Origin of the sequence: Paraflavitalea soli (assembly GCF_003555545.1) — a bacterium.
Taxonomy (GTDB): Bacteria; Bacteroidota; Bacteroidia; order Chitinophagales; family Chitinophagaceae; genus Paraflavitalea; species Paraflavitalea soli.
This window is the reverse complement of record NZ_CP032157.1, coordinates 7,729,948-7,749,360: the sequence shown is the minus strand read 5'-3', so window position 1 is coordinate 7,749,360 and position 19,413 is coordinate 7,729,948. Positions and strand designations below refer to the sequence as shown.

General features: G+C 51.1%; 12 protein-coding genes. 4 read left to right on the top strand and 8 right to left on the bottom strand.

From position 1 onward, the window contains the following. Positions 1–5: 5 nt before the first annotated feature. The 3 genes from D3H65_RS29825 to D3H65_RS29815 form a co-directional block, all read right to left on the bottom strand. Positions 6–1,805 (bottom strand): SusD/RagB family nutrient-binding outer membrane lipoprotein, encoded by a 1,800-nt coding sequence (locus tag D3H65_RS29825; protein WP_119053809.1) that lies wholly within the window; start codon positions 1,803–1,805, stop codon positions 6–8. 14 nt (positions 1,806–1,819) lie between these two features. Next, a complete protein-coding gene (locus tag D3H65_RS29820; protein ID WP_119053808.1) occupies positions 1,820–5,059 on the bottom strand; it encodes a SusC/RagA family TonB-linked outer membrane protein in 3,240 nt (1,079 codons plus the stop codon). Between the two features lie 613 nt (positions 5,060–5,672). Continuing rightward, complete coding sequence (locus D3H65_RS29815) at positions 5,673–8,270, bottom strand: galactose oxidase (protein ID WP_119053807.1); 2,598 nt, start codon at positions 8,268–8,270, stop codon at positions 5,673–5,675. 233 nt (positions 8,271–8,503) lie between these two features. Here D3H65_RS29815 and D3H65_RS29810 point away from each other — a divergent pair, with 233 nt between their 5' ends. Further along, complete coding sequence (locus tag D3H65_RS29810; protein WP_119053806.1) at positions 8,504–8,866, top strand: hypothetical protein; 363 nt, start codon at positions 8,504–8,506, stop codon at positions 8,864–8,866. 377 nt (positions 8,867–9,243) lie between these two features. On the opposite strand, the gene D3H65_RS29805 is transcribed toward D3H65_RS29810, so the two are convergent. Further along, on the bottom strand, positions 9,244–9,519 hold the full coding sequence (locus D3H65_RS29805) for a hypothetical protein (protein ID WP_119053805.1): 276 nt from the start codon (positions 9,517–9,519) through the stop codon (positions 9,244–9,246). A 183-nt stretch (positions 9,520–9,702) separates the two neighbouring features. Between D3H65_RS29805 and D3H65_RS29800 the strand changes: the two genes are divergently transcribed. After that, complete coding sequence (locus D3H65_RS29800) at positions 9,703–10,125, top strand: DUF3788 family protein (RefSeq protein ID WP_162915877.1); 423 nt, start codon at positions 9,703–9,705, stop codon at positions 10,123–10,125. A 252-nt stretch (positions 10,126–10,377) separates the two neighbouring features. Here the strand turns inward: D3H65_RS29800 and D3H65_RS29795 are convergent, their stop codons facing one another. Further along, on the bottom strand, positions 10,378–10,812 hold the full coding sequence (locus D3H65_RS29795) for a pyridoxamine 5'-phosphate oxidase family protein (RefSeq protein ID WP_262707713.1): 435 nt from the start codon (positions 10,810–10,812) through the stop codon (positions 10,378–10,380). 97 nt (positions 10,813–10,909) lie between these two features. Between D3H65_RS29795 and D3H65_RS29790 the strand changes: the two genes are divergently transcribed. Then, a complete protein-coding gene (locus D3H65_RS29790; RefSeq protein ID WP_119053802.1) occupies positions 10,910–11,737 on the top strand; it encodes a universal stress protein in 828 nt (275 codons plus the stop codon). A gap of 405 nt (positions 11,738–12,142) precedes the next feature. Here the strand turns inward: D3H65_RS29790 and D3H65_RS29780 are convergent, their stop codons facing one another. The 3 genes from D3H65_RS29780 to D3H65_RS29770 all read right to left on the bottom strand — a co-directional run bounded on the left by D3H65_RS29780 (position 12,143) and on the right by D3H65_RS29770 (position 18,181). Continuing rightward, positions 12,143–13,030 (bottom strand): aldo/keto reductase, encoded by an 888-nt coding sequence (locus tag D3H65_RS29780; RefSeq protein ID WP_119053800.1) that lies wholly within the window; start codon positions 13,028–13,030, stop codon positions 12,143–12,145. A gap of 198 nt (positions 13,031–13,228) precedes the next feature. Then, on the bottom strand, positions 13,229–15,310 hold the full coding sequence (locus D3H65_RS29775; protein WP_119053799.1) for a monovalent cation:proton antiporter-2 (CPA2) family protein: 2,082 nt from the start codon (positions 15,308–15,310) through the stop codon (positions 13,229–13,231). A gap of 132 nt (positions 15,311–15,442) precedes the next feature. After that, the gene (locus D3H65_RS29770; RefSeq protein ID WP_119053798.1) at positions 15,443–18,181 is read right to left on the bottom strand and encodes an exo-rhamnogalacturonan lyase family protein; all 2,739 of its coding nucleotides are present in this window, start codon (positions 18,179–18,181) and stop codon (positions 15,443–15,445) included. Between the two features lie 199 nt (positions 18,182–18,380). On the opposite strand from D3H65_RS29770, the gene D3H65_RS29765 reads away from it, so the two are divergent. Continuing rightward, positions 18,381–18,650 carry an iron chaperone gene (locus tag D3H65_RS29765; RefSeq protein WP_245999620.1) on the top strand — a complete coding sequence of 90 codons (270 nt, stop codon included), beginning with the start codon at positions 18,381–18,383 and terminating at the stop codon, positions 18,648–18,650. Positions 18,651–19,413 lie beyond the last annotated feature (763 nt).

The window sequence follows — 19,413 nt, the reverse complement described above, 5'->3', positions numbered from 1 at the left end:
AACGTTTAGGGTTTAAAAGTTGAGATGAGTGTATAGGCGACACCGGCGGCGGGCAGGTCTTCTACGTAATTGCCGTACCATTTTTGCATGTAGCGGGTGCTGTAAGCTACGGGCACTGCATTCCAGTCTTTGGTGGTGTGCTGTTTCGCAAATTTCAAGGGGATGAGGGGATCCACATCGTTCTGGAGTCCGCCCAATTTATCCAATCCATCCTGGTAACCTACGGGATTGAGGTTGATGACGGCAGTAGGATAACTGGCACGCATGGGTATTTCGATCCAGGGGGTTGCTATTGCAACGCCGGGATTGGTATGTGGCGAGAAATCGAGGGCGCGTGTGCGGCGCTGCAGGCACCATACATCAAAAGCCTGGTCGGGGAAATAGTTGAGCCATTGCTGTGTGTATATTTTGGCAAGGGGATCGGCGGCTATATCGGCGCGTACAATGCTTACATAATCGGTGAAGCCAATACCTACGGTACCCCATTTGATACCATCCCTTGCTTTATAGGCATCGCGCTGGGCATTGCTTATTTTCCAGTAAGCAAAGTTGGCATCGATGCCTTCGTTGTAGTATTGTTCGGCTGTTTTTGATCCACCCCATCCCTTTGCTGCGGCTTCGGCTTTCAGGAGTTGGGATTCGGCATAGGACAGGATGATGAAAGGTTGAACGGGGGATAAAAGGCCTGTGCTCGGATCTGCGGCCTGGTTGTTGGGGCCCCAGCCATATCCTTTAAGACGGGAGTAGGTAGTGACCTTTACGTTCTGTCCGAGTGGATCAATCAATCCATTAAGGGCTGACCATCCCGGTAATTTGGCAGGTGATTTGGGCCTTCCAAAATGAGGGATCCTGTAATCCACTACGCGCAGGGAATCATCATTCCTGCTGGGCATGGTATCTCTCAACAGGTACCTGTCGGCCAGGTTGGGTACAGAATCGAAGTAGGCATCGATACGGGGATCTTTGTAAGATCTGAAATGAACAAACAGGTAATCGTTCATTGATGGCGGATCGAGGGTATAGGAGTTGCGTTTGAAACGCTGGTAGTGGGGATTCTCATTACCGATCACATTCTCATAGGCCATTTTGGTGGTCTCTGTTTCGGCGGTGATGGTATTGGCCTCGTCGTTCATCACTTCTTTGGCGTGCTGCTCTGATACCTGGGGCAGGTTCTTTGAGCAACGCAAGGCTATCTTCAGGCGCAGGGTATTGGCAAATTTCTTCCAGTTGACAATGGAAGTAGCTGATGAGCCATAAATGGCATCATACACCAGCCTGTCCTGTGGTTTGGAAATATCTATTTTAGCCGCTGCATCTTTTAAGGTGTTCAACACATAGATATACACGGAATCTTCCGTATCGAATTTGATAGATGCCAGGTAATCGCGGTTGTTGGCCTGGCTTTGGGGTATAGGTCCAAAGGTGGCTACCAGGATAGAATACGCATAGGCTTCCCAGATGCGGGCTATCTGTACGCGGTTGTTGAAATCGGGCTGATTGCCATAGGTCAATTTTACCTGATTGATGGGTTCCAGCACATTTACATACATATTCTGCCACACACCACCTTCATCGGTACCATAGCGGGCACCGGCATTGACGAGGTTGGCCATATCCCAATAGCGGGTAAAATTGCTATTGTCCATGAAGTCGTTCAGCCGTTTAAATGATCCCTGGAGGGCAGCTTCGGGTGTTACTTCGGTGAACTGGGTAGGATCAATGTTCATGTCCTCAAAGTTCTTCGCGCATCCATTCAATATGATGGATGCTATGACAACTATTATCGCTATTAATTGCTTTTTCATTTTTCTACAAGGTTTTAAAAGTTAACTTTTACATCAAAGCCATACTGTGCATAGGGGAAAGAGCCACCTGACTCAATGCCCTGGGCATTACCCGAGGTGTTGGCCGATTCGGGATCAATACCGCGCGGTGTATTGCGGTAGATGAGCCAGAGGTTTCTGCCTACCAGGGCTGCGCGCACTCCTTTTATAAAACCATTTTTGAATACTTTGTTGGGGACTGTATAACCGAATACGAGTTCTGTAAGCCTGATGGCGCTGGCATCATAAGTAAGGTATTCTGTATTGTTGAGGGTATAGTCGCCAGACAGCAGGGCGGGTTCGGACCATACGTTATTGGGCTTGCCCACCTGCATGCGGCCATTCTTATCGAGGATAGCCACGTTATTGGCATCAAGCAAGGGAAAATAAGAAACAGCATACTTTCTTCCTTTTTTGCGATCATCGGCATAAGGTACCCGGATAGTACCTACCTGCTGGCCAATGCCCATTCTTTCATCTCCGTTTTCACCCAGGATATAATTGCTAAAGAACCATTCTTCGCGGCCTTCCAGGCTTTCAATGGTATTGCCATTGAAATTACCCCGACCATAAGAAGCAGAATACAGGCTGCCACCCCATTTCACATTGACGAGGAAAGAAAGATCAAAGGCTTTGTAACGAAGGGTAGAACCGATAGAGCCCAGCCAATCGGGACGGTAAACACCTACATATTTATTGACATCTGGATAGAGACGGCCACTTGCCTGCACCAGCATGGTATCGCCCACATAGTAAGGAATGGTACCCATGATGACGCCGTAAGGTTTGCCTACCACGGCATTAATGGTAGCACCCAGGTTGCTGCCGAGGTTGAGGGTGGGCACGCCATCAACCAGGGACATCACGAGGTTGTCGTTCTTTGACCAGTTGGCCCTTATGTCCCAGCTAAAGTTTTTCTTCCTGATCACATTCACGCTGGCAGTAAGCTCGATACCCTTGTTGCGCATTTCGCCTGCATTCACTACCCGCTGCTGAAATCCGCTTTCGGTAGGTGTATTGGCGGTAATGATCTGGTTGGTACTATTGGATTGGTATACGGTAGCGGTGAGGTTCACACGCTGTTTAAATAAACCCAGTTCAATACCGATCTCACGGGAAACTGTTTGCTCAGGTTTCAATTCATAATTGTTCAACCTGGTAGAGTAATTGAAGGTAGGGTTGCCGAGAAACAAGCCACCGTTGGACCAGTTGGTGGTCAAAGAATTGGGCGGGGCGGAGTTGCCTACCCTGGCCCAGGAGGCGCGTACTTTACCGTAGCTGATAAGGTCTTTGTTCTTGATGAAGTCGCTAAAGATAAAGCTAAGGCCTGCGGAGGGATAGAAATAGGTATTACCGCCTGCGGGTAAGGTAGAAGATTTGTCGGCACGGGCGGTCACATCGAGGTACAGGAAATTCTTATATCCTACGGTGGCATTTCCATATACGGAACCCACTTGTCTTCTTACGAGGCTTTCGCTGGCCCTTGGTGTGGTATTGGCATTGTGGATACTGGGCTTGTCATGCACCAGCAACCTGTCCATGAATGCTTCTCTTATCACTGAGTTGTAGGTAGCGATATTGGTAGCGGCATTGGCGGTAACGGTAAAGTCGGGGCCAAACTTCCTGTTGTATTGCAGCATGGCCTCGAAGTTCCAGTTGCGCTCGTCCTGCATGCGGTTGGAGAAGAAGCCATCTTTTTGTCTTAAAGAACCGAGCTCGCGGTATTCATATCCCAGGAAGGTACCGATATCGCCGGTGGCCTGTCCGCGGAAGCGCAATCCTTTGGCGAGCTCTACGGTAGCGGTAACACCACCGATGTAGCGGTTGCGGGTATCCCTGTTCTCATTTTCATAGAGCATCCAGTACGGATTTTCTACGGTACCAAAAGCACCGAGGCCTGGTGCATTGCCATTGGCATCTTTCCAGGGAGTCAGTGCAGCGAGGTTGGTACTGCGAGGCAGGTACACATAGGCGGACATAGGGCTGGACGGATTGAGGTTGCGGTAGGTGCGGTTCTTCATATCGTCCATGGTATATAATAACCTGGCATCGATGGTCACTTTGTTGCCCAGTTTGCGGGTCGCGTACAGGTTTAAGTTGTGCTTATCGCGCTTGTTCTGGTTTTGCAATACATCATCGCTTTTGGTATAGGTATAGGAAAGCCGGAAGGATGATACGGCATCGGACTTACTGAGGGCGATATTGGATGTATTGGTAAGGCTTGATTTGTAAAAGTCGGTGACATTGTTGGGCTGGGGAGAATAGCCGCCGGGCAAGGGCTTACCGGAGAAATCATTGTAGGGCTGGCCCAGCATGGGAGCCCCCCATGATCTGTCGTAAGTACCGGTATTGATGCCGCCGGTACCGGGGAATAGCTGGTTGGCACCGCCTACCAGTCTTCCGCCACTGCCTTCGCCATATACATTCTGGTAGGCAGGAAACTCGGTGATGGTGTACCACATCATATTCTGGTTGACGGAAATGCCGAGGCTTTTATCGCCAGGTTTTCCTTTTTTGGTGGTCACGAGGATAGCGCCGTTGGCAGCCATGGAGCCATAAAGGGCAGCTGCATTGGGACCTTTTAGCACTTCTATAGATTCTATGTCATCAGGATTGAGGTCGGCGGCGGTATTGCCGTAATCGAGGTTATTGCGTTCGGAAATATTGTTGGCAATGGGCACACCATCCACTACCCAAAGGGGCTGGTTGTTGCCGGTGATGGAGCCTTCGCCACGGATCACGACGCGGCTGGAAGAGCCGGGCTGACCGGTCGTAGTGACCTGGAGGCCGGCTACTTTTCCCATCAGTCCGTTGACAATGTTCACATCGCGGGCCTCGGTCAGGCGGTCGGCATCGACGCTCTGGGAGGAATAGGTAACGGACTTGGCCTTGCGGGTAAGGCCGAGGGCGGAAACGACCACTACCTCATCCATGTTCTCGGCAATGGGTAAAAGGGTGATCTGCAACAAAGGGGTGCTGGCGGATACAGGTATTTCTTTGCGGGCAAAACCGGAATGGGAAATAACCAGGATGGGGTTATCACCGGTTACATTCAGGGAAAAAGATCCGTCGGCTTTGGTGGAGGTACCTGTAGAAGTACCTTTTTGAACGATGCTAACACCTTGCATCGGTTTTTTGGCTTCGTCGGTAACAATACCCCTAATGGAAAGGGATTGACTGTAGGTTTGGGTACAAATGGCCAATAAAGCCATTACCAGGGGGAGGCAGAGTCGCATAATCGTTAGTTTAAATATAAAAGCAGTGTGTGTTGTGCCAGGCTGAGTTGACAAAACCCCGAACCAGGGTGAGCCGCCTTTGGAAGGCGACCCACCCTTTGATCAAGCTCAGCAGACACTATTGATAATACCGCTACAAATGTGGCATTGCGCTAATAATGAATGATTAATAAAAGATTAATGAGGTGTTTGGAGGAAGATTTATTTTAGGCAACGAGGCATTGAGGCAACAAAGGCAACGAACCGGAGAGGCGCAAAGGGTTGCTCCGATGGAGCAAGACACGTTTGATACGCATTGTTTGCTACAAAGCGGTAGCCCCTATGGGGCAGAAGGCACGTTTGATATGGAATGTTCGCTACAAAGCGGTAGCCCCTAAAGGGGCAGAAGGCACGTTTGATATGGAATGTTTGCTACAAAGCGGTAGCCCCTAAAGGGGCAGAAGGCACGTTTGATATGAATGTTCGCTACAAAGCGGTAGCCCCTATGGGGCAGAAGGCACGTTTGATATGGAATGTTCGCTACAAAGCGGTAGCCCCTAAAGGGGCAGAAGGCACGTTTGGGACGCGGGCGAAAACAGATCAGAGAGTTGACACCTCTATCATGCTACCTATATCATGCTTCGAGGATGGACTGGAAATCGTGGCTAAAGTCTTCGCCGTAGATGGCCTTGTATTCTTTGGCAAAGGATTCGAAGGCTTTTTTGGCGAGGGAGTGTTTGCCCTGGTGTACAAGGGCCTTGCACTTGATGGCCATGGCATCTTCATTGACGGGGTCAAAATAAAAGATATCGTTGGCCAGTTTGACCAGGAACTCGGGGTCGTCGCCAATGGCCATGGTGGCGGCAAAACTGAGGTAGGTATCTATGATATCGTTGGACACTTCAGCTTTGAAGGGAGCCAGCCAGGGATATTCCAGGTGGCTGAGGAAGGCGCCGCGCTGGGTAATGGCGGCCAGCTGGTTGATCTTTTGACGGGTGAGGCCTGTCTTATCCTGCACCACCTGCAGGTATTCATAAAAATCCACGCTGATCTTATCATACGCTATCTCTATTTTCCAGGCGCCGGTTTCATTGGACAGCTGACAATCGGGAAGCTTGTCTAATATGGATTTTAATTTGGCGATGTTGACTGACCGGTTGTTACGGGCACTCTGGGCGGATTTATCGAACCACAACATTTCGGTGAGCTTATCGGAACTGACGCCCCTACCCTTGCGTACGGAATGCAAGAGGATGATGAGGAACAATTCTTTTACGAGGGGGGTAAACTGTTTGGTGATATCGGCGCCTTCCTGGTCTACCACCTGCATTTCACCAAAGAGGTGGATTTCGGATTTTGGATTTAGGATTTCGGATTGCTGATTACTGGCAGCCTCGGGATCGGTTGGCGGGAATATGAACGCAGGCGATGGTTCAAGGTCGGGTTGTGAGGATACGGACCGAGACGGCCGCAGTTGTTTCTTTTTACGCCATTGGGTGAAGGCCAGGATTGCTCCGGCTAATACGAGCACAGGGAAGACCCAAACCCACCAGGGCCAGCCCGTACTGCTGCTTGTAGCAGTTGGTTCGCCTGGTCCCACGGGCGGCGCGGCCAATGTATATATATTAATGGTGTAGGTCCCATTGTTGTCGGTGGTAGCCTGCAAAGAAGTGACGGCTATTAATTGTTTGCTGAGGGGGCAGTAGAACAAGTCAGCAAAAGAATTGACATCCCGGAAAGAAAATGGGATGGTATTGCCTACGGTGGTATAAGCCGGGTCGTTGAGTGAACCCCTGAGCACCTGTAGCTGGCTGCTGTATTTATAATTTGGATAGGCAAGTCCATACCAGGTATTGGCTGGTTCATCGATGACCAGGGAATTGGCCATTACAAAATCTTCCTTACCGGGTTTTATCTCAAACAGTTTTTTGATGGTGCGTTTGCCTGCATCAAAGAACAGCATGTCGTAATAACTTTTGGGTGCCAGTATCTGTTGGCCTGTTTCGCTGCCATAACCGCCCAATAGATATATCCCATCGCCCTTTTGTGTGGCGCCTGCTGCCGCCAGGTACCTGGGTAATAATTTATCGCCGGTAGTCGCCACGGTACTCCAGGTGGCAGTGGGGATATGATAACGGCGAATGGTATCGCGGTACTGGAAGTGACCATAGCCATTCAGGATATAAATGGAGGTATCCAATGGACTATAGAATTTATTAAAATGCCAAAAGTCGGTAACGGGTCCGGCCTTGTATTTTTTGTCCCAGTCGTTTTGTGTGAAGTTGTAGGCGGTCACCAAGTGATGATCGAGGTAAATATTGTACAGGCTGCTGGTACTGTTGACAAACAAAGACTGATTGCCCCTTAGCAATAACTGTTGACCGGAGGGGTAAGCGGCAGCAGATAGTTCGCCCGTACGGGAGGAATAATTGTAGAGGGAATCGGAAGCTACGAGGTACAGTATACCCTGACCCGGATTAAAAGCAAAGCTGGGCGAGCGGCGGACGGTCAGTTGTTTTGCCAGGCGCCATTCATAATGGGTATTCCTGATCCAAATGGGATTGGTGGCGATGGCATCTTTACCGCTGATGGTTTCGATAGCGGCGGGACCTTCACGCTCATCCAATGGCCACCAGTACCTGGTTTCGCCAGCTTTGATGATCTTCACATCCCTGATCTTCATAGGAGGCACATCGGTGATCTTCGCCTGTTTGTACTGACTGGCGCCAAAAAAGAATTTGAAACAGTCGCCGGGTTTGAGGCCTATCTTATTTTGGATGAAGGACCTTTTTCCATCATTGAGTACTACCTGGTCATTCTGAAGATCGAACCGGAGGTGGAGCTGGTTCCAGCGGTAGAAGAGGCTGGTAGTATCGAGGGCAAAGGCAATATTGGTGAACTTCCCTCCTACCACGATCTTGAACTGGTTGCCTTCGGGACGTACATCGTACAGGAGGTCGATGTATTCCTGCTCATTCTTTACCACGCGGAGTATGTAACCAAAATAATCCCTGCGGGAGGGCAGTATGGTGAGGTCGAAACTGATCTCAAAATCATGTTGTGTACAGTAATCGGCTCCGGGCAGGAGTTCGAGGGAGGTTCTTTTATCCTGGATCACTTCATGGCTGGAAAACCCCAAACCATAGGATTGCGCGTTGGTGACGGAAGCATAAAAGGTATGGATGAATGCAAGCAGTATGTAGCAAAATATCTTACGCGGTCCGGTGTTCATTCAGTTGTTTTTGGCAGCATTTACTGTAAATATAGCGGTGGTTGGGGGAATAACAAAGTCGGGGGAAAAGCTGAGAGCTTTGAGCTGTGAGCTGCGAGCCTGGTGAGGCGTGTAATGTAAGCACAGCTTATGCTGACTAAGATCATCCGGGCAGGCGGCACAGGTCATCCGGCATTTCCGGACAAGCTGGTAGATTTGATTGCGGTATCTATACTTGTGGTTTAAAAAGATGTATGACACTTCTTATTAACAAAGAACAGCTTATCAGTGAACTGCAGCAGGCATTCAATACTGCCTATCCATTCCTGAAAATTGAGCTGTTTGCCCCGAAACATGGTTTACCGCCAGGACCTGCCGATCAAGGCCGGTTGCCAGGTAACCTTTCTTTACAGGAAGTGTCGCCTCATTTGCCGGATGGGGTGGTTGACCTGCCGGAAACGATGCGTATACAGGAACTGGAAGATATATTTAGTGACCGGTATGGGTTGCACCTGCAGGTTTTCCGGAAAAGTGGCAACCTATGGCTGGAAACCACGATGACGGCCAACTGGACGCTGAAGCTGCAGAATGAGCATGGGAGGGAGATTAGCTGTTAGCTGTTAGTGGAACAGCGTGGGGAGTCATGGGTGGGGAGTCGTGAGGCCTGAGTTGGGAATGGTTAATAGAGGAGGTTCTTTAATTTGTTGATGTCGGTGATATTGATCTTTCGGTCTTTGATGGTGATGAGTTTTTCTGCTTTGAAATCGCTGAGGGTAGGTATGAGGGATCCGGTAGGGGTGCCTGCCTAGTGGGCTATGTCTTCGCGGGAAACAGGGATGGTGGTTTGTGCAATGTTCTCAAGTATATCATCAGGATCATCTATTATCAACAGGATATGCATAGTAGTTAGACGCGTTTAATGTGCTTATCGCGCTTGTCCTGGTCTTCGGTGTGGTGTAAGTTCAGGAGGCTGCGTAAAAATGACTGCTGCGGGTTATTCAATAAGGGCGATGTGCTGGTAATGCAGCAATATCCCGGGCGCTACAAATTCCACGTCACCGCCTGTTTTCAATACTTTCTCCATGATATCTTCTATCACTTCCCGGCTGTTGAAGGGATAATCTTCTTCTACCAGCAATAAGGTTGCCCGCCGGTGTGTAGCTGCATTCCATACTTCTTTCATGCCGCTTGATAGTTTGCCCGCTTTGCGGGCATTGTCTAATTGGTGCAGGAGGCGGTCGTTTTTGCTATTGGCGATCTCAGGTTTCATGCAAGGTGTTTAAACGGTTAAAATTAACGGGTGGTGTATGGCATGATTATGATGGCGCTCATGCTGCCACCTGATCATGATCATAGAATACATAAAAAAACAGCGGGATGTGTGGCATTAATGCAACGGGTTCACACTATAAGGCATCATTCCTCCGTTAAATTGTTCCTTAAACTCTCCAACGTGTACCACAGTATTTTCCAGGACCAGGCCAGGAGGCCTGTCCTAAAACTATTCCGGGAAGCCCTGGATGTGACCTACGATCAATGGTCAGACATCAGCCGGTATGTATTTCAGAACCGGCCTGGCGCAGAGGAGTTGTGGTATTTCAATCCTAAGGTTGGGTGGCATATACGGATCAGGTATAATAAGCGGGTGATCGTTTATTGCATCCCCTGTGATCAGTTCTTTGTGATCCTGCTGGTGCTGGGAGAAAAGGCGGTCACTGAAGCGATGGAGAGCAGCATATCCACGCATACCAAGCAACTGATCGATGCGGGGGCCGCCCATTCGGAAGGACGGAGTTGTTATATAGCAGTAAAAGATGATGGTCCTGTAAAGGATATCAAGAAGCTACTGGCGATCAAGCTTTTTCTGAAAACTTGAGAAAACAGAATACAGAATTCAGAATACAGAATTCAGAAGAATACACGTTTGCTTCGAAGGGCAATCGGCAATCGGCAATCGGCAGTCTTTTGCTTCGACGTTTGCATCGAGGGGGTAAAGGGCCATTAGAATACACGATACAGCATACAGAAGAATAGACGATTGCTTCGAAGGGCTCCCGGCAATCGGCAATCGGCAGTCGGCAGTCGGCAGTCTTTTGCTTCGACGTTTGCATCGAGGGGGAAAGGGCCATTAGAATACAGGAACAGCATACAGAAGAATACACGTTTGCTTCGAGGGGATCGATGGATGCGGGTTAGGCTTCGGGGGATCTTGTACCTCTATTGTTCTCATAGCGGCCGGTCTTCTCTTCACCCGGATACGGAATACAATACCTTTAATTTCCTTCAGGTCTTGCGCAGGAAAAGGCCATTGGGGCGACAGGTGCACGGTCTCGCTGCTGATGAGTGGCAATACTCTATCGACCAATTTTTGTAAGGCCTGTTTGCTCGCTTCTACTTCCGTCAATTCTTCATAGGTGCCCCAGGCGATAACGCTTTCCCAATTGGTCCTATTGCTGAAATGATCTACTTCGAAACATATTTCGGGGTTGCTGCGCATCATGGCTACTTTCATGCCTTCATCTGCCCGGCAGCAGGTGTATGTGCCATCATAGGCATAACTAATGGTTATTTGACGGGTTGTGTAAATCAGTGCAAAGTATGATGCTGGTCAGGTTTAAAGGGGCCTGGTATGTAGTATCTTTGGTATAAAATCAGGCACCATGAAAACGCTCTTCGTGACCACCGATTTTTCTACTGCTTCGCACAATGCGCTTGAATATGCGCTTGGGATGGCCAAGGCATTTGGCGCGCAGGTAATCCTTTTCCATGCTTACGAGGTAGAGGTACTAACTGGTATCGACACTGCAGTGGTGGTGCCTGAGGAAGAGACCAGGCTGGCGGTACAGGACCGGCTGAAGCAACACCTGCTGGCGATACAACCCTCTACTGTACATATCCGCCTGCTGAATGCAGCGGGACCAGCGGCAGCTACGATCCTGGCAACTGCCCGGGAGCAAGGAGCGGATCTTATTATCAGCGGTATGAAACACGACCACAAAATGCTGCGGCAATTCTTCGGCAGTACGGTGACCGAACTCGCCAAACATACGAAGCTACCGCTGCTGGTAGTACCTGAATCAGCCAGCTACCAACAGCTCCACAAAATAGCGTTGGCCAGTGACCTTGTTCCGGAAACGGATGTACATACACTGGATGCGCTGGCCAAGATCGGGGAACGTTTTCACTCGAAGGTGTTCATCATTCGAGTGCTCCGCGACCGGTTTGATGAAGTATATGAATTGCTACACCGGCCTGCCAGACTGCAGGCACTCCCTCCTACCCTCGATACGCAATTTGCCTACACGCAACACAAAGATGTAACGGAAGCGCTGCAATTCTACATTCATACAGAAGGTATCCAATTACTCGCCATGGTACCGCATAAGCATACCCTGCTGGAGAAATGGTTCTTCAAAAGCACCACGAAAACGATGATCTTTAAGAGCCCGGTGCCGGTGTTGATATTGCCGGAAGGGAATGCGGAATAGAATATAGAATCCAGCATACAGCATCCAGAAGAATACACGGTTGCTTTGAAGCTTTTGATTCGACAGCAGATTTCTCACTACGCTTCGCTACGTTCGAAATGACAAAAAAAAGGGGGATTCGAAACGACAAAAAGGAAGATTCGAAAGGACAAGATGGTGAGGACACTGCGTTCGAAATGAAGGAAGGGAGATCCGAAATGACAAAGAGGTGGTTCCTTAAGCGGGGCCACCTCTTTGCAAAAATAATATTAACACTAATCCGGCTACTACCTAATAGATAAAAGCTACTACCTAAAACAATAGCCAATCACCAGCTTGTAAATCAGTTGGGGGATAAAACAATCAATACCTAACACAAACAGCCAAAAGCTAACACCTAACAGCCAACGCCTACAAACCTAGCTCTTATACACCCCTGGAGGCATTGTAGAGTTCGTACCAATCCTGGTTGTCGAGGTCGATGTTGAAGGCATTGACGATGTTGCGGATCCTTTGTTCGCTAGTGGTGCCAACGAGTGGCAGCGCTCCCAGTTTAACAAGCCAGGCCACAGCGATGGACTCCTGGTCGGCATTGTACTTCTTGCCTATTTCCTGGAGCTTGTTGCGTACGCGGATGGCCTTTTCTGTTTGCCCGATGGCAATTTGTCCGGCTGCCAGGGGAGATGACGCCAGGGGACGCATGTAACGCTGCTTGCTGTAATCGACCTGCCCGTTGTCGAGGGCGGTGGTGTTGAGTAAATTCAACTCCACATGGTTGGTGACCAGGGGCGTTTTAAGGTACGACGCCAGGAGCTGGTGCTGGAACACGGAGAAATTGACGACGCCTATATTCTTTACCTTACCGGATTCCTTCAACCTTTGGAGGGTGAGGGCGGTCTCTTCGAGGTTGGAAATAGGATCGAGGTTGTTGAGCAGGAAGATGTCTATGTAATCGGTCCTGAGTTTTTTGAGTGAGCTGTCGACGCTTTTGAGGATATGGTCTTTGGAGGTATCGCAATACCTGATGCGCACATCGGGCCGGGCGGGATGTGGTTCGAGTACGCCGCATTTCGTGAAGATAACGAGGTCTTCTCTTTTTACAGAGCCTTGTGCTATCACATTGCCAAAGAGTTCTTCACAGGCATATCCGCCATAAATATCTGCATGATCAAAGGTATTGATGCCGAGTTCGAGGCAAAGGTTGATGGTCTTTTCCATTGCCTTCTCTTTGTTGTCTACTTCCTGCCACCGGTAAAAACCATAAATAGCCGGTGAAACTTTTGGGCCTGCGTCACTTAAATAGATCTTTTTCATCTTGATGTTTAATACTGGTTAATATGGATACGTATCAGGGGCGGTAAGATAATACATTTCTACTAAATGAGTAGGGAGTGGGAGTTAGCTTTTAGGTGTTAGCTGTTAGCTTAATACACGTTTGCTTCGAAGGGTAGCTCACAGATGGCACGGATCTGCACAGAGTTTGTCTCGATGGCGAGGTGCAGTACACCGGTGCTAGTCTGGCTGGCGGACCTGGTCTTCGGCGGGCTGCTCTCCGTTGTGTTCGCTGTGTTCGTTATGTTCGCCGTGTTCGTTGTGATCGCTGTGTTGCTCTCCGTTGTGCTGGCTGGCTCCAGCGGTGGTAGCGGCGGGCAATGCGACATTTGACAAGGAGGCATTGGCGCCGGCATCGGACCTGACGGTGAGCATTTCGGCGGAGAGGTCATCGGCGGTGATATTGGTTCCGGACAGGGAACCGGCCAATTCGCGGTTAGGCTCCTGCACTACGCGATCGGCCTGTACGAGCCTGATGAGCTCTTCCATATTGCGGCGGGCGGCGGTAATGTACTCTTCATCATTGCGGATGGTGGAGAGGTATTTGAGGGCCTTCTCATCGTGGGTGAAAAAGGTTTTGGCGGCCCTGTCGGCCACAGCGGGGGTATACCCCAGCATCTTCATGGCATCGACGCCCAGGCGGAGGCTGGTATCGAGGGTTTCGCGGTAAATATGGAGCATACCGGCATTCATAAGATCATAGGCATCGTAGCGGTTGGAAGAACGCACGAGCATCTGCAGATCGGGGAAATGTTTTTTGATGGTATCGATGACCTCGAGGCGTTTCTTGCCATCGCCAATGGCAATGACAATTAGCTTGGCCTGTTTGGCGCCTGCAATTTCGAGGAGGTTGGCCCGGCTGGCATCACCATAATATACCTGGTAGCCGATACGGCGTAGCCAATCGACATTGTCGCTATCGGTATCGAGGATGGTGGTGCTGATGTTGTTGGCCCGTAAGAAACGACCTACGGTATTACCAAAATGGCCATAGCCTGCAATGATGACGGGATTGTTCTCGGCCTGTACATCGCTTTCTCGCACCACGAGGGTAGCGGCAGTAGTGGCGCATAAGCGGGGCACGATCAACTTTTCGTTGACCATCATGAGCAAGGGGGTGAGGGCCATGCTGAGGGCCACCACAGCCATCATGATATCGGTGGTCTCTTTGGACAGGATGGCCCCCTGGGCAGAAAAACTAATGAGTACAAAAGCAAATTCTCCCACCTGGCTGAGGCCTACGGAAAAGATAAAATTCTGGGCGGTGCTCATACGGAAGGCTTTGCCCACGATGAACAATACGATCATCTTGACGAGGATGAGGCCCAAGACCAATCCGAGGATAAGGAAGGGATGTGGCAGGATGAGCCCGAAATTGATGGACGCGCCCACAGCTATAAAGAACAGACCGAGGAGGAGGCCTTTGAAGGGATCGATATCGCTTTCGAGTTCGTGGCGGTATTCGCTGTTGGCCAATACGACACCAGCGAGGAAGGTGCCGAGGGCGGGGCTAAGGCCTACGGACGTCATGAGCACGGCAATGCCTACCACAAGCAGCAAGGCGGTGGCGGTAAACATTTCGCGCATGCCTGTCCTGGCAATGAGGCGGAACAAGGGACGGGTAAGGTAGCGACCCACCACGATGATGAACAATACGGACCCGAATACCAAGAGGGTTTGCGCCCATGCGGGGAGCTGGCCCACCATGCCACTGTTGTGGGTAGCAGGATGGTCGCTGCCTGCATCGGCGGACAAGAGGGGGAAGAGGGCCAACATGGGGATGACGGCAATATCCTGGAAGAGCAAAACGGAAAAAGAGCTTTGGCCGGCGGCGGTTTGCATCAGTCCTTTTTCCTGCAGGGACTGGAGTACAATGGCGGTAGACGACAGGGAAATGATCATGCCAAGGGCCAGGGCTTCGCGCCAGCTAATATTGAAGAGCAAGGTGATACCCATCACCACGATGGCGGTGAGGACGACCTGCATACCGCCCATGCCGATGATGGACCTGCGCAGGCGCCAGAGGCGGGAGGGTTCGAGCTCGAGGCCAATCACAAACAGCATCATCACCACGCCAAACTCGGCAAAATGCATCAGGTCCTCGCCTTCTTTACCGATGAGGTTGAAAACGGCGGGGCCCATGATGATGCCTGCCAGGAGGTAGCCCAATACGGAGCCTAACCCGAACCTTTTGGCAATAGGGACCATGATGACGGCAGCGGCCAGGTAGATCATGGCCTGGAATAAAAAGGAATCCTGCATACGGAACGATAATGTTTTTCTATTAGACTTTGTTGGTGCTTCCCGGGGGAGGCGGCGGCAATCGGCAATCGGCAGTCGTTTGCTTCGCTATTAGCTGTTAGCTTTTAGCCTTTAGCTGTTAGCCAATAGCGGTTAGCTATTGGCGGCTGGTAAGGAGGGGCCGATGTAACCGAGCAGGACCAGGGCGGTGAGGCCCCATTGGGCGGTGGCGTTGGTGGAGATATTTTCCACTTCCTCTACCGGGTTCAATACTTCGGGTCCTTTGAGCTGGTGCGGGACCAGGTTGGGATTGCGGATGCCCGCTCCCCCATCGAAAAACTCCTTCCAGGCGCGTTGGGCAAGGCGGTCGTCTTTTCTGCGGCGGGCCACGAAAGCGGTCAACCGGGCATGTGCCTGCTGCAAATTTAGCTTACCTAAGGCGGTTCCCAATGCTGCTTTTTGCTCTTCCTGGGAAGCGTTGTAGAGCTCGCAATATTGAAGCCACGCTTTTTCAAAGGCCGGAATGTCAGTCAACTGTATCAACTCGGCACAAATCTCTGCCAATCCGAACACGGCGTTGAGGTGGGAGGCAGTGGGGCGGGCTTTATCCATTAGTTGGAATTTGCCGGTATTGAGCTCCATATTGGCGGTGCCGGTAAAGAAACCATAAGGTTGCCGGCCGATGGTGCGCATACTTTGGAACAGTCTTTCGCGTATTTGCTCATTGCCGGTACGTTCCCATTCGGTGAGCCAGGCGGCGGCGATGGCGCCCCAATCGGTGCCCAGGGACACACTGGCATAGCCTTCCTGCGTGGCAGGCTGCTGGCCGACTTTGCGGCCGGGCACGATGGTGCTGAGGGTACGGTGGGCTTCTACCTGCTGGCGCATGAGATCGCCCACGCGCTCATCGGCAGTGAGGTAATAATAAAAGCGGCGATTGGCCACGGTGGAAATGCGGAGCTGCTTAGCGCTGCAACCCCAGTGCTGGACGTTGTGGCGGGAACCGAGGGGACTGAAGGGACCGAGGTGGTGGACATCGACCTCGCCGGTATGGCGGGTCATGGCTTCGGCCATGCGGAAGGTATCGGCGCGGCCGGTGTAGAGAAAATAATACCATAACCAGAGGTCGGTGGAGAGCTCGGAATTGTCCCAGGCAAAACCGCCGATATCGTATTTCCAGGTGTGGCGGTCCTTGTCGTAGGAGTGCATAACATCGCCATAGTTCCAGAAGCCGTACCAGTGGTGCTGGTCTACCTGCTGCTGGTAAAAATCGAAGTAAGCTGCAAGCTGGTCTTCGATGGCTTGCTTTCTTGCAGAAGGGGGCGATGGCTGGTTCCAACCGGTACCGAACACGCCGGCGGCAGTGTATACGGCGGGGGCCGCTACCAGGAAGGGTGGCTGCTGAAGGGCAGTGGCCAGGTGGGCCAACTGTTGATTGGAGGGGGTGGCGGGCAATACATGCAGCATTAATTCGCTGGTGCGGGCCACGCCTACGGGTGATCCGAAACCGGGTTCATAATCTTCGTAGGTAATTTCGAGGCCTTCGCGTTGTTTTTCGAAGGTATCCTGGCCCATGCCATCGTGGTAAAAACGAAGGTCCATGGGATTGGCTTTGGGCGCCCAGAGCCAGGCGGTGAGTGTAGCGGTTTCCGTGTGTGCATTGCGGATATCCAGCTGGGCGGGGTAGGATTGCCAACAGTTGCGGATACCGAGGGCGATGCCGCCAGTGGGGGAACCCAGGTAGACCATGCCCGATGATCTTGTGCCATGAGCAGCTTGTATCCATCCATAGCCCTCGCGGGTGCGCTTTTGGATATGGAAGGCATGTGGCGAAGCCTGCAAGAGGGTGTAATCGCCAAAGGCGGGAATGTATTGGAGGCGTTGGGCTACTGCTGCCGGAAACTGGCTGAGGGGCGGCGTGGCTTTACCGGCTGTTTGCGCCTCTGTGATGGCGTTGCCGGGATCGCGGCGAAGGCCGGTCAATCCGCGTACGGCTTCTGCAAAAATGCCCTGGGCTTCGCCGGTGAAGCGGATGTGGCGGTTGTGCAATTCTTCCTGCTGCATGGGCACGCTGAAGCGGATGCCGAGGCCACTGATGAAATCTTTTTGTTCGTCGCCATCAAAGGTGATGGTGTGGAGTATACGAATGGCATCGCTGTCCTTGTAAAAATACAGGCGCAATACAAAGGGCAGCCAACTGCGGTCATTGGTGCCGGTATGTTTGCCTTCTATTTTTACGACGGTCCTTATGGCGCCATTTTGTTCGAGGGTGATGGAAGCTATATTGCCGGTGAAGGATTCATTGGTGGCTGGTGTGCCGGGTTCGTTATCGGGATTGCTGCGGGTGAGCAGGATGAGCTTTCCCTGCTGTGCGATGGCCTTTCCATTGCGTGTCAATGACTGAATGAGGGTGGTTCCTTTTTTATTAATGGTGGCGGTGATGAGGCCTGTATTGATGGTAATGGTACCGGCAGCTTCGGTGGCCATGGGTGCGGGGTTGGTAGCGGGGGCTTTGGTGGTCAGCAATTGCAGGGGGCCGGTAACGGGTTGCTGCCAGGCGGCAGCGTGGGCGGACCATTTGAGGGAGCCATCAGGCCAGTAAGCCAGGGGCCATGACTGGAGGAGCAGTTGTGAGCCGCCGGTTTGCTGCAAGGCGAACGCAGTGTTTTTCGGTATAGCGCCTTTGGGCCAGGGCATACCCCAGGTGACACCACCGGGCAGGACGGGGGACTGGCCATCGAGCCATTGGAGGGGTATGGGTGGGGGCAGCGGTCCTTCTTCTGTACTTGAATTGGCCCAGGCTGGCAGGGTATTGACCAGGGGCAGGCCGGCAGCGAGTACCATGGAATGCTTAACAAAATGGCGGCGGGAAAGGGCAGGCTTTTTGTTCATCGTTAGTGTGCTTGTATTGGATGATGAACAAATGTAACGGGGGAAGGATGATTGACTGTCCTGCGGTATCGGGGGGCAGTGTGTACTTATGCTGTTTTTATTTAGTCGCGAAAGGCCCTTGTTTTGTCGCATTCACATGGAATGAAAAGGGCGGTAAGGGATAAATTTGTAGTATTCGCTTCATCTAAAAATACGCAGGATGGCTACCAAAACGATGACGGCGCCTGCCGCCAATATTGACGCCTATATTGCCGGGTTTCCGGCCCCGGTACAAAAGGTATTGAAACAAATACGGGCTACGGTAAGGGCGGCGGCGCCTGACGCGGAGGAAGCGATCAAGTATGCGATGCCCACGTTTATGCTTAATGGCAAGCAGCTGGTATTGTTTGCGGCTTTCAAAAAACATATTGGTTTTTTCCCGGCGCCTACGGGAGAAAAGGCCTTCGAAAAAAGACCTGGCGGGTTATAAAACGGGCAAGGGTTCGGTACAGTTTCCGCTGGACCAGGAGATGCCGCTGGGGCTGATCACCAAGATTGTGAAGCACCGGATGAAGAAGATTGCGGGGGTGAAGAAATAAGCTTCGAGCTGTGAGCTACGAGCGAATACACGTTTGCTTCGATAATCCCGGCAGTCGGCAATCGGCAAGGGATATACGTTTTCCATGCAGGCACAAGTACGCTGCCGCACAAGGCTAACCCTGCATACTTGCGCCGGTAACGAAATAAGTTTGGATGACAGTTCCTTGCACCAGGCTTTGAAAGTCCGAAAGTCGGGAAGACCGGAAACGTCCGGAAGTGTAAAAAGACATTCAGGTTTAATGTGTCTTCAAAGAGTTTTTTGTATCTTCATTTGATATGAATTGCAGCAGCTTATATCTTCATTTTATCTTCCTGCTGACAAGGACCGTTCAGCCTCTTTTGAACGCATATCGGCGCCCAACCTACATTTGAGCCTCCTCGTCTTACTATTGTCTTACTATTAGCAAATTATTACCTAACTACCGGCATGTCAATTTCGGTCAGGCAGGAGGAAACAATTATCCCAGGTCTGCCCCAGGACTACTCCTCCACCCTGAAATTCATTCTTATTTAACGGTTGAGGCCATTCGTAATGGCCCCACAGATCCGCCTGTGTTGGGCACCAGGTTGGTCCGAAACGAACCACCTCGAGTCTTCTTTGACAGACCATTTTGGTCATTTTAGTCATATCCGACCAAATTGACCATTTCCGG

Bases quoted from the DNA above. Each gene is read 5' to 3' on its own strand.
- D3H65_RS29825 (WP_119053809.1), bottom strand. From the start codon at position 1,805: ATGAAAAAGCAATTAATAGCGATAATAGTTGTCATAGCATCCATCATA.
- D3H65_RS29820 (WP_119053808.1), bottom strand. From the start codon at position 5,059: ATGCGACTCTGCCTCCCCCTGGTAATGGCTTTATTGGCCATTTGTACC.
- D3H65_RS29815 (WP_119053807.1), bottom strand. From the start codon at position 8,270: ATGAACACCGGACCGCGTAAGATATTTTGCTACATACTGCTTGCATTC.
- D3H65_RS29810 (WP_119053806.1), top strand. From the start codon at position 8,504: ATGACACTTCTTATTAACAAAGAACAGCTTATCAGTGAACTGCAGCAG.
- D3H65_RS29805 (WP_119053805.1), bottom strand. From the start codon at position 9,519: ATGAAACCTGAGATCGCCAATAGCAAAAACGACCGCCTCCTGCACCAA.
- D3H65_RS29790 (WP_119053802.1), top strand. From the start codon at position 10,910: ATGAAAACGCTCTTCGTGACCACCGATTTTTCTACTGCTTCGCACAAT.
- D3H65_RS29780 (WP_119053800.1), bottom strand. From the start codon at position 13,030: ATGAAAAAGATCTATTTAAGTGACGCAGGCCCAAAAGTTTCACCGGCT.
- D3H65_RS29775 (WP_119053799.1), bottom strand. From the start codon at position 15,310: ATGCAGGATTCCTTTTTATTCCAGGCCATGATCTACCTGGCCGCTGCC.
- D3H65_RS29770 (WP_119053798.1), bottom strand. From the start codon at position 18,181: ATGAACAAAAAGCCTGCCCTTTCCCGCCGCCATTTTGTTAAGCATTCC.
- D3H65_RS29765 (WP_245999620.1), top strand. From the start codon at position 18,381: ATGGCTACCAAAACGATGACGGCGCCTGCCGCCAATATTGACGCCTAT.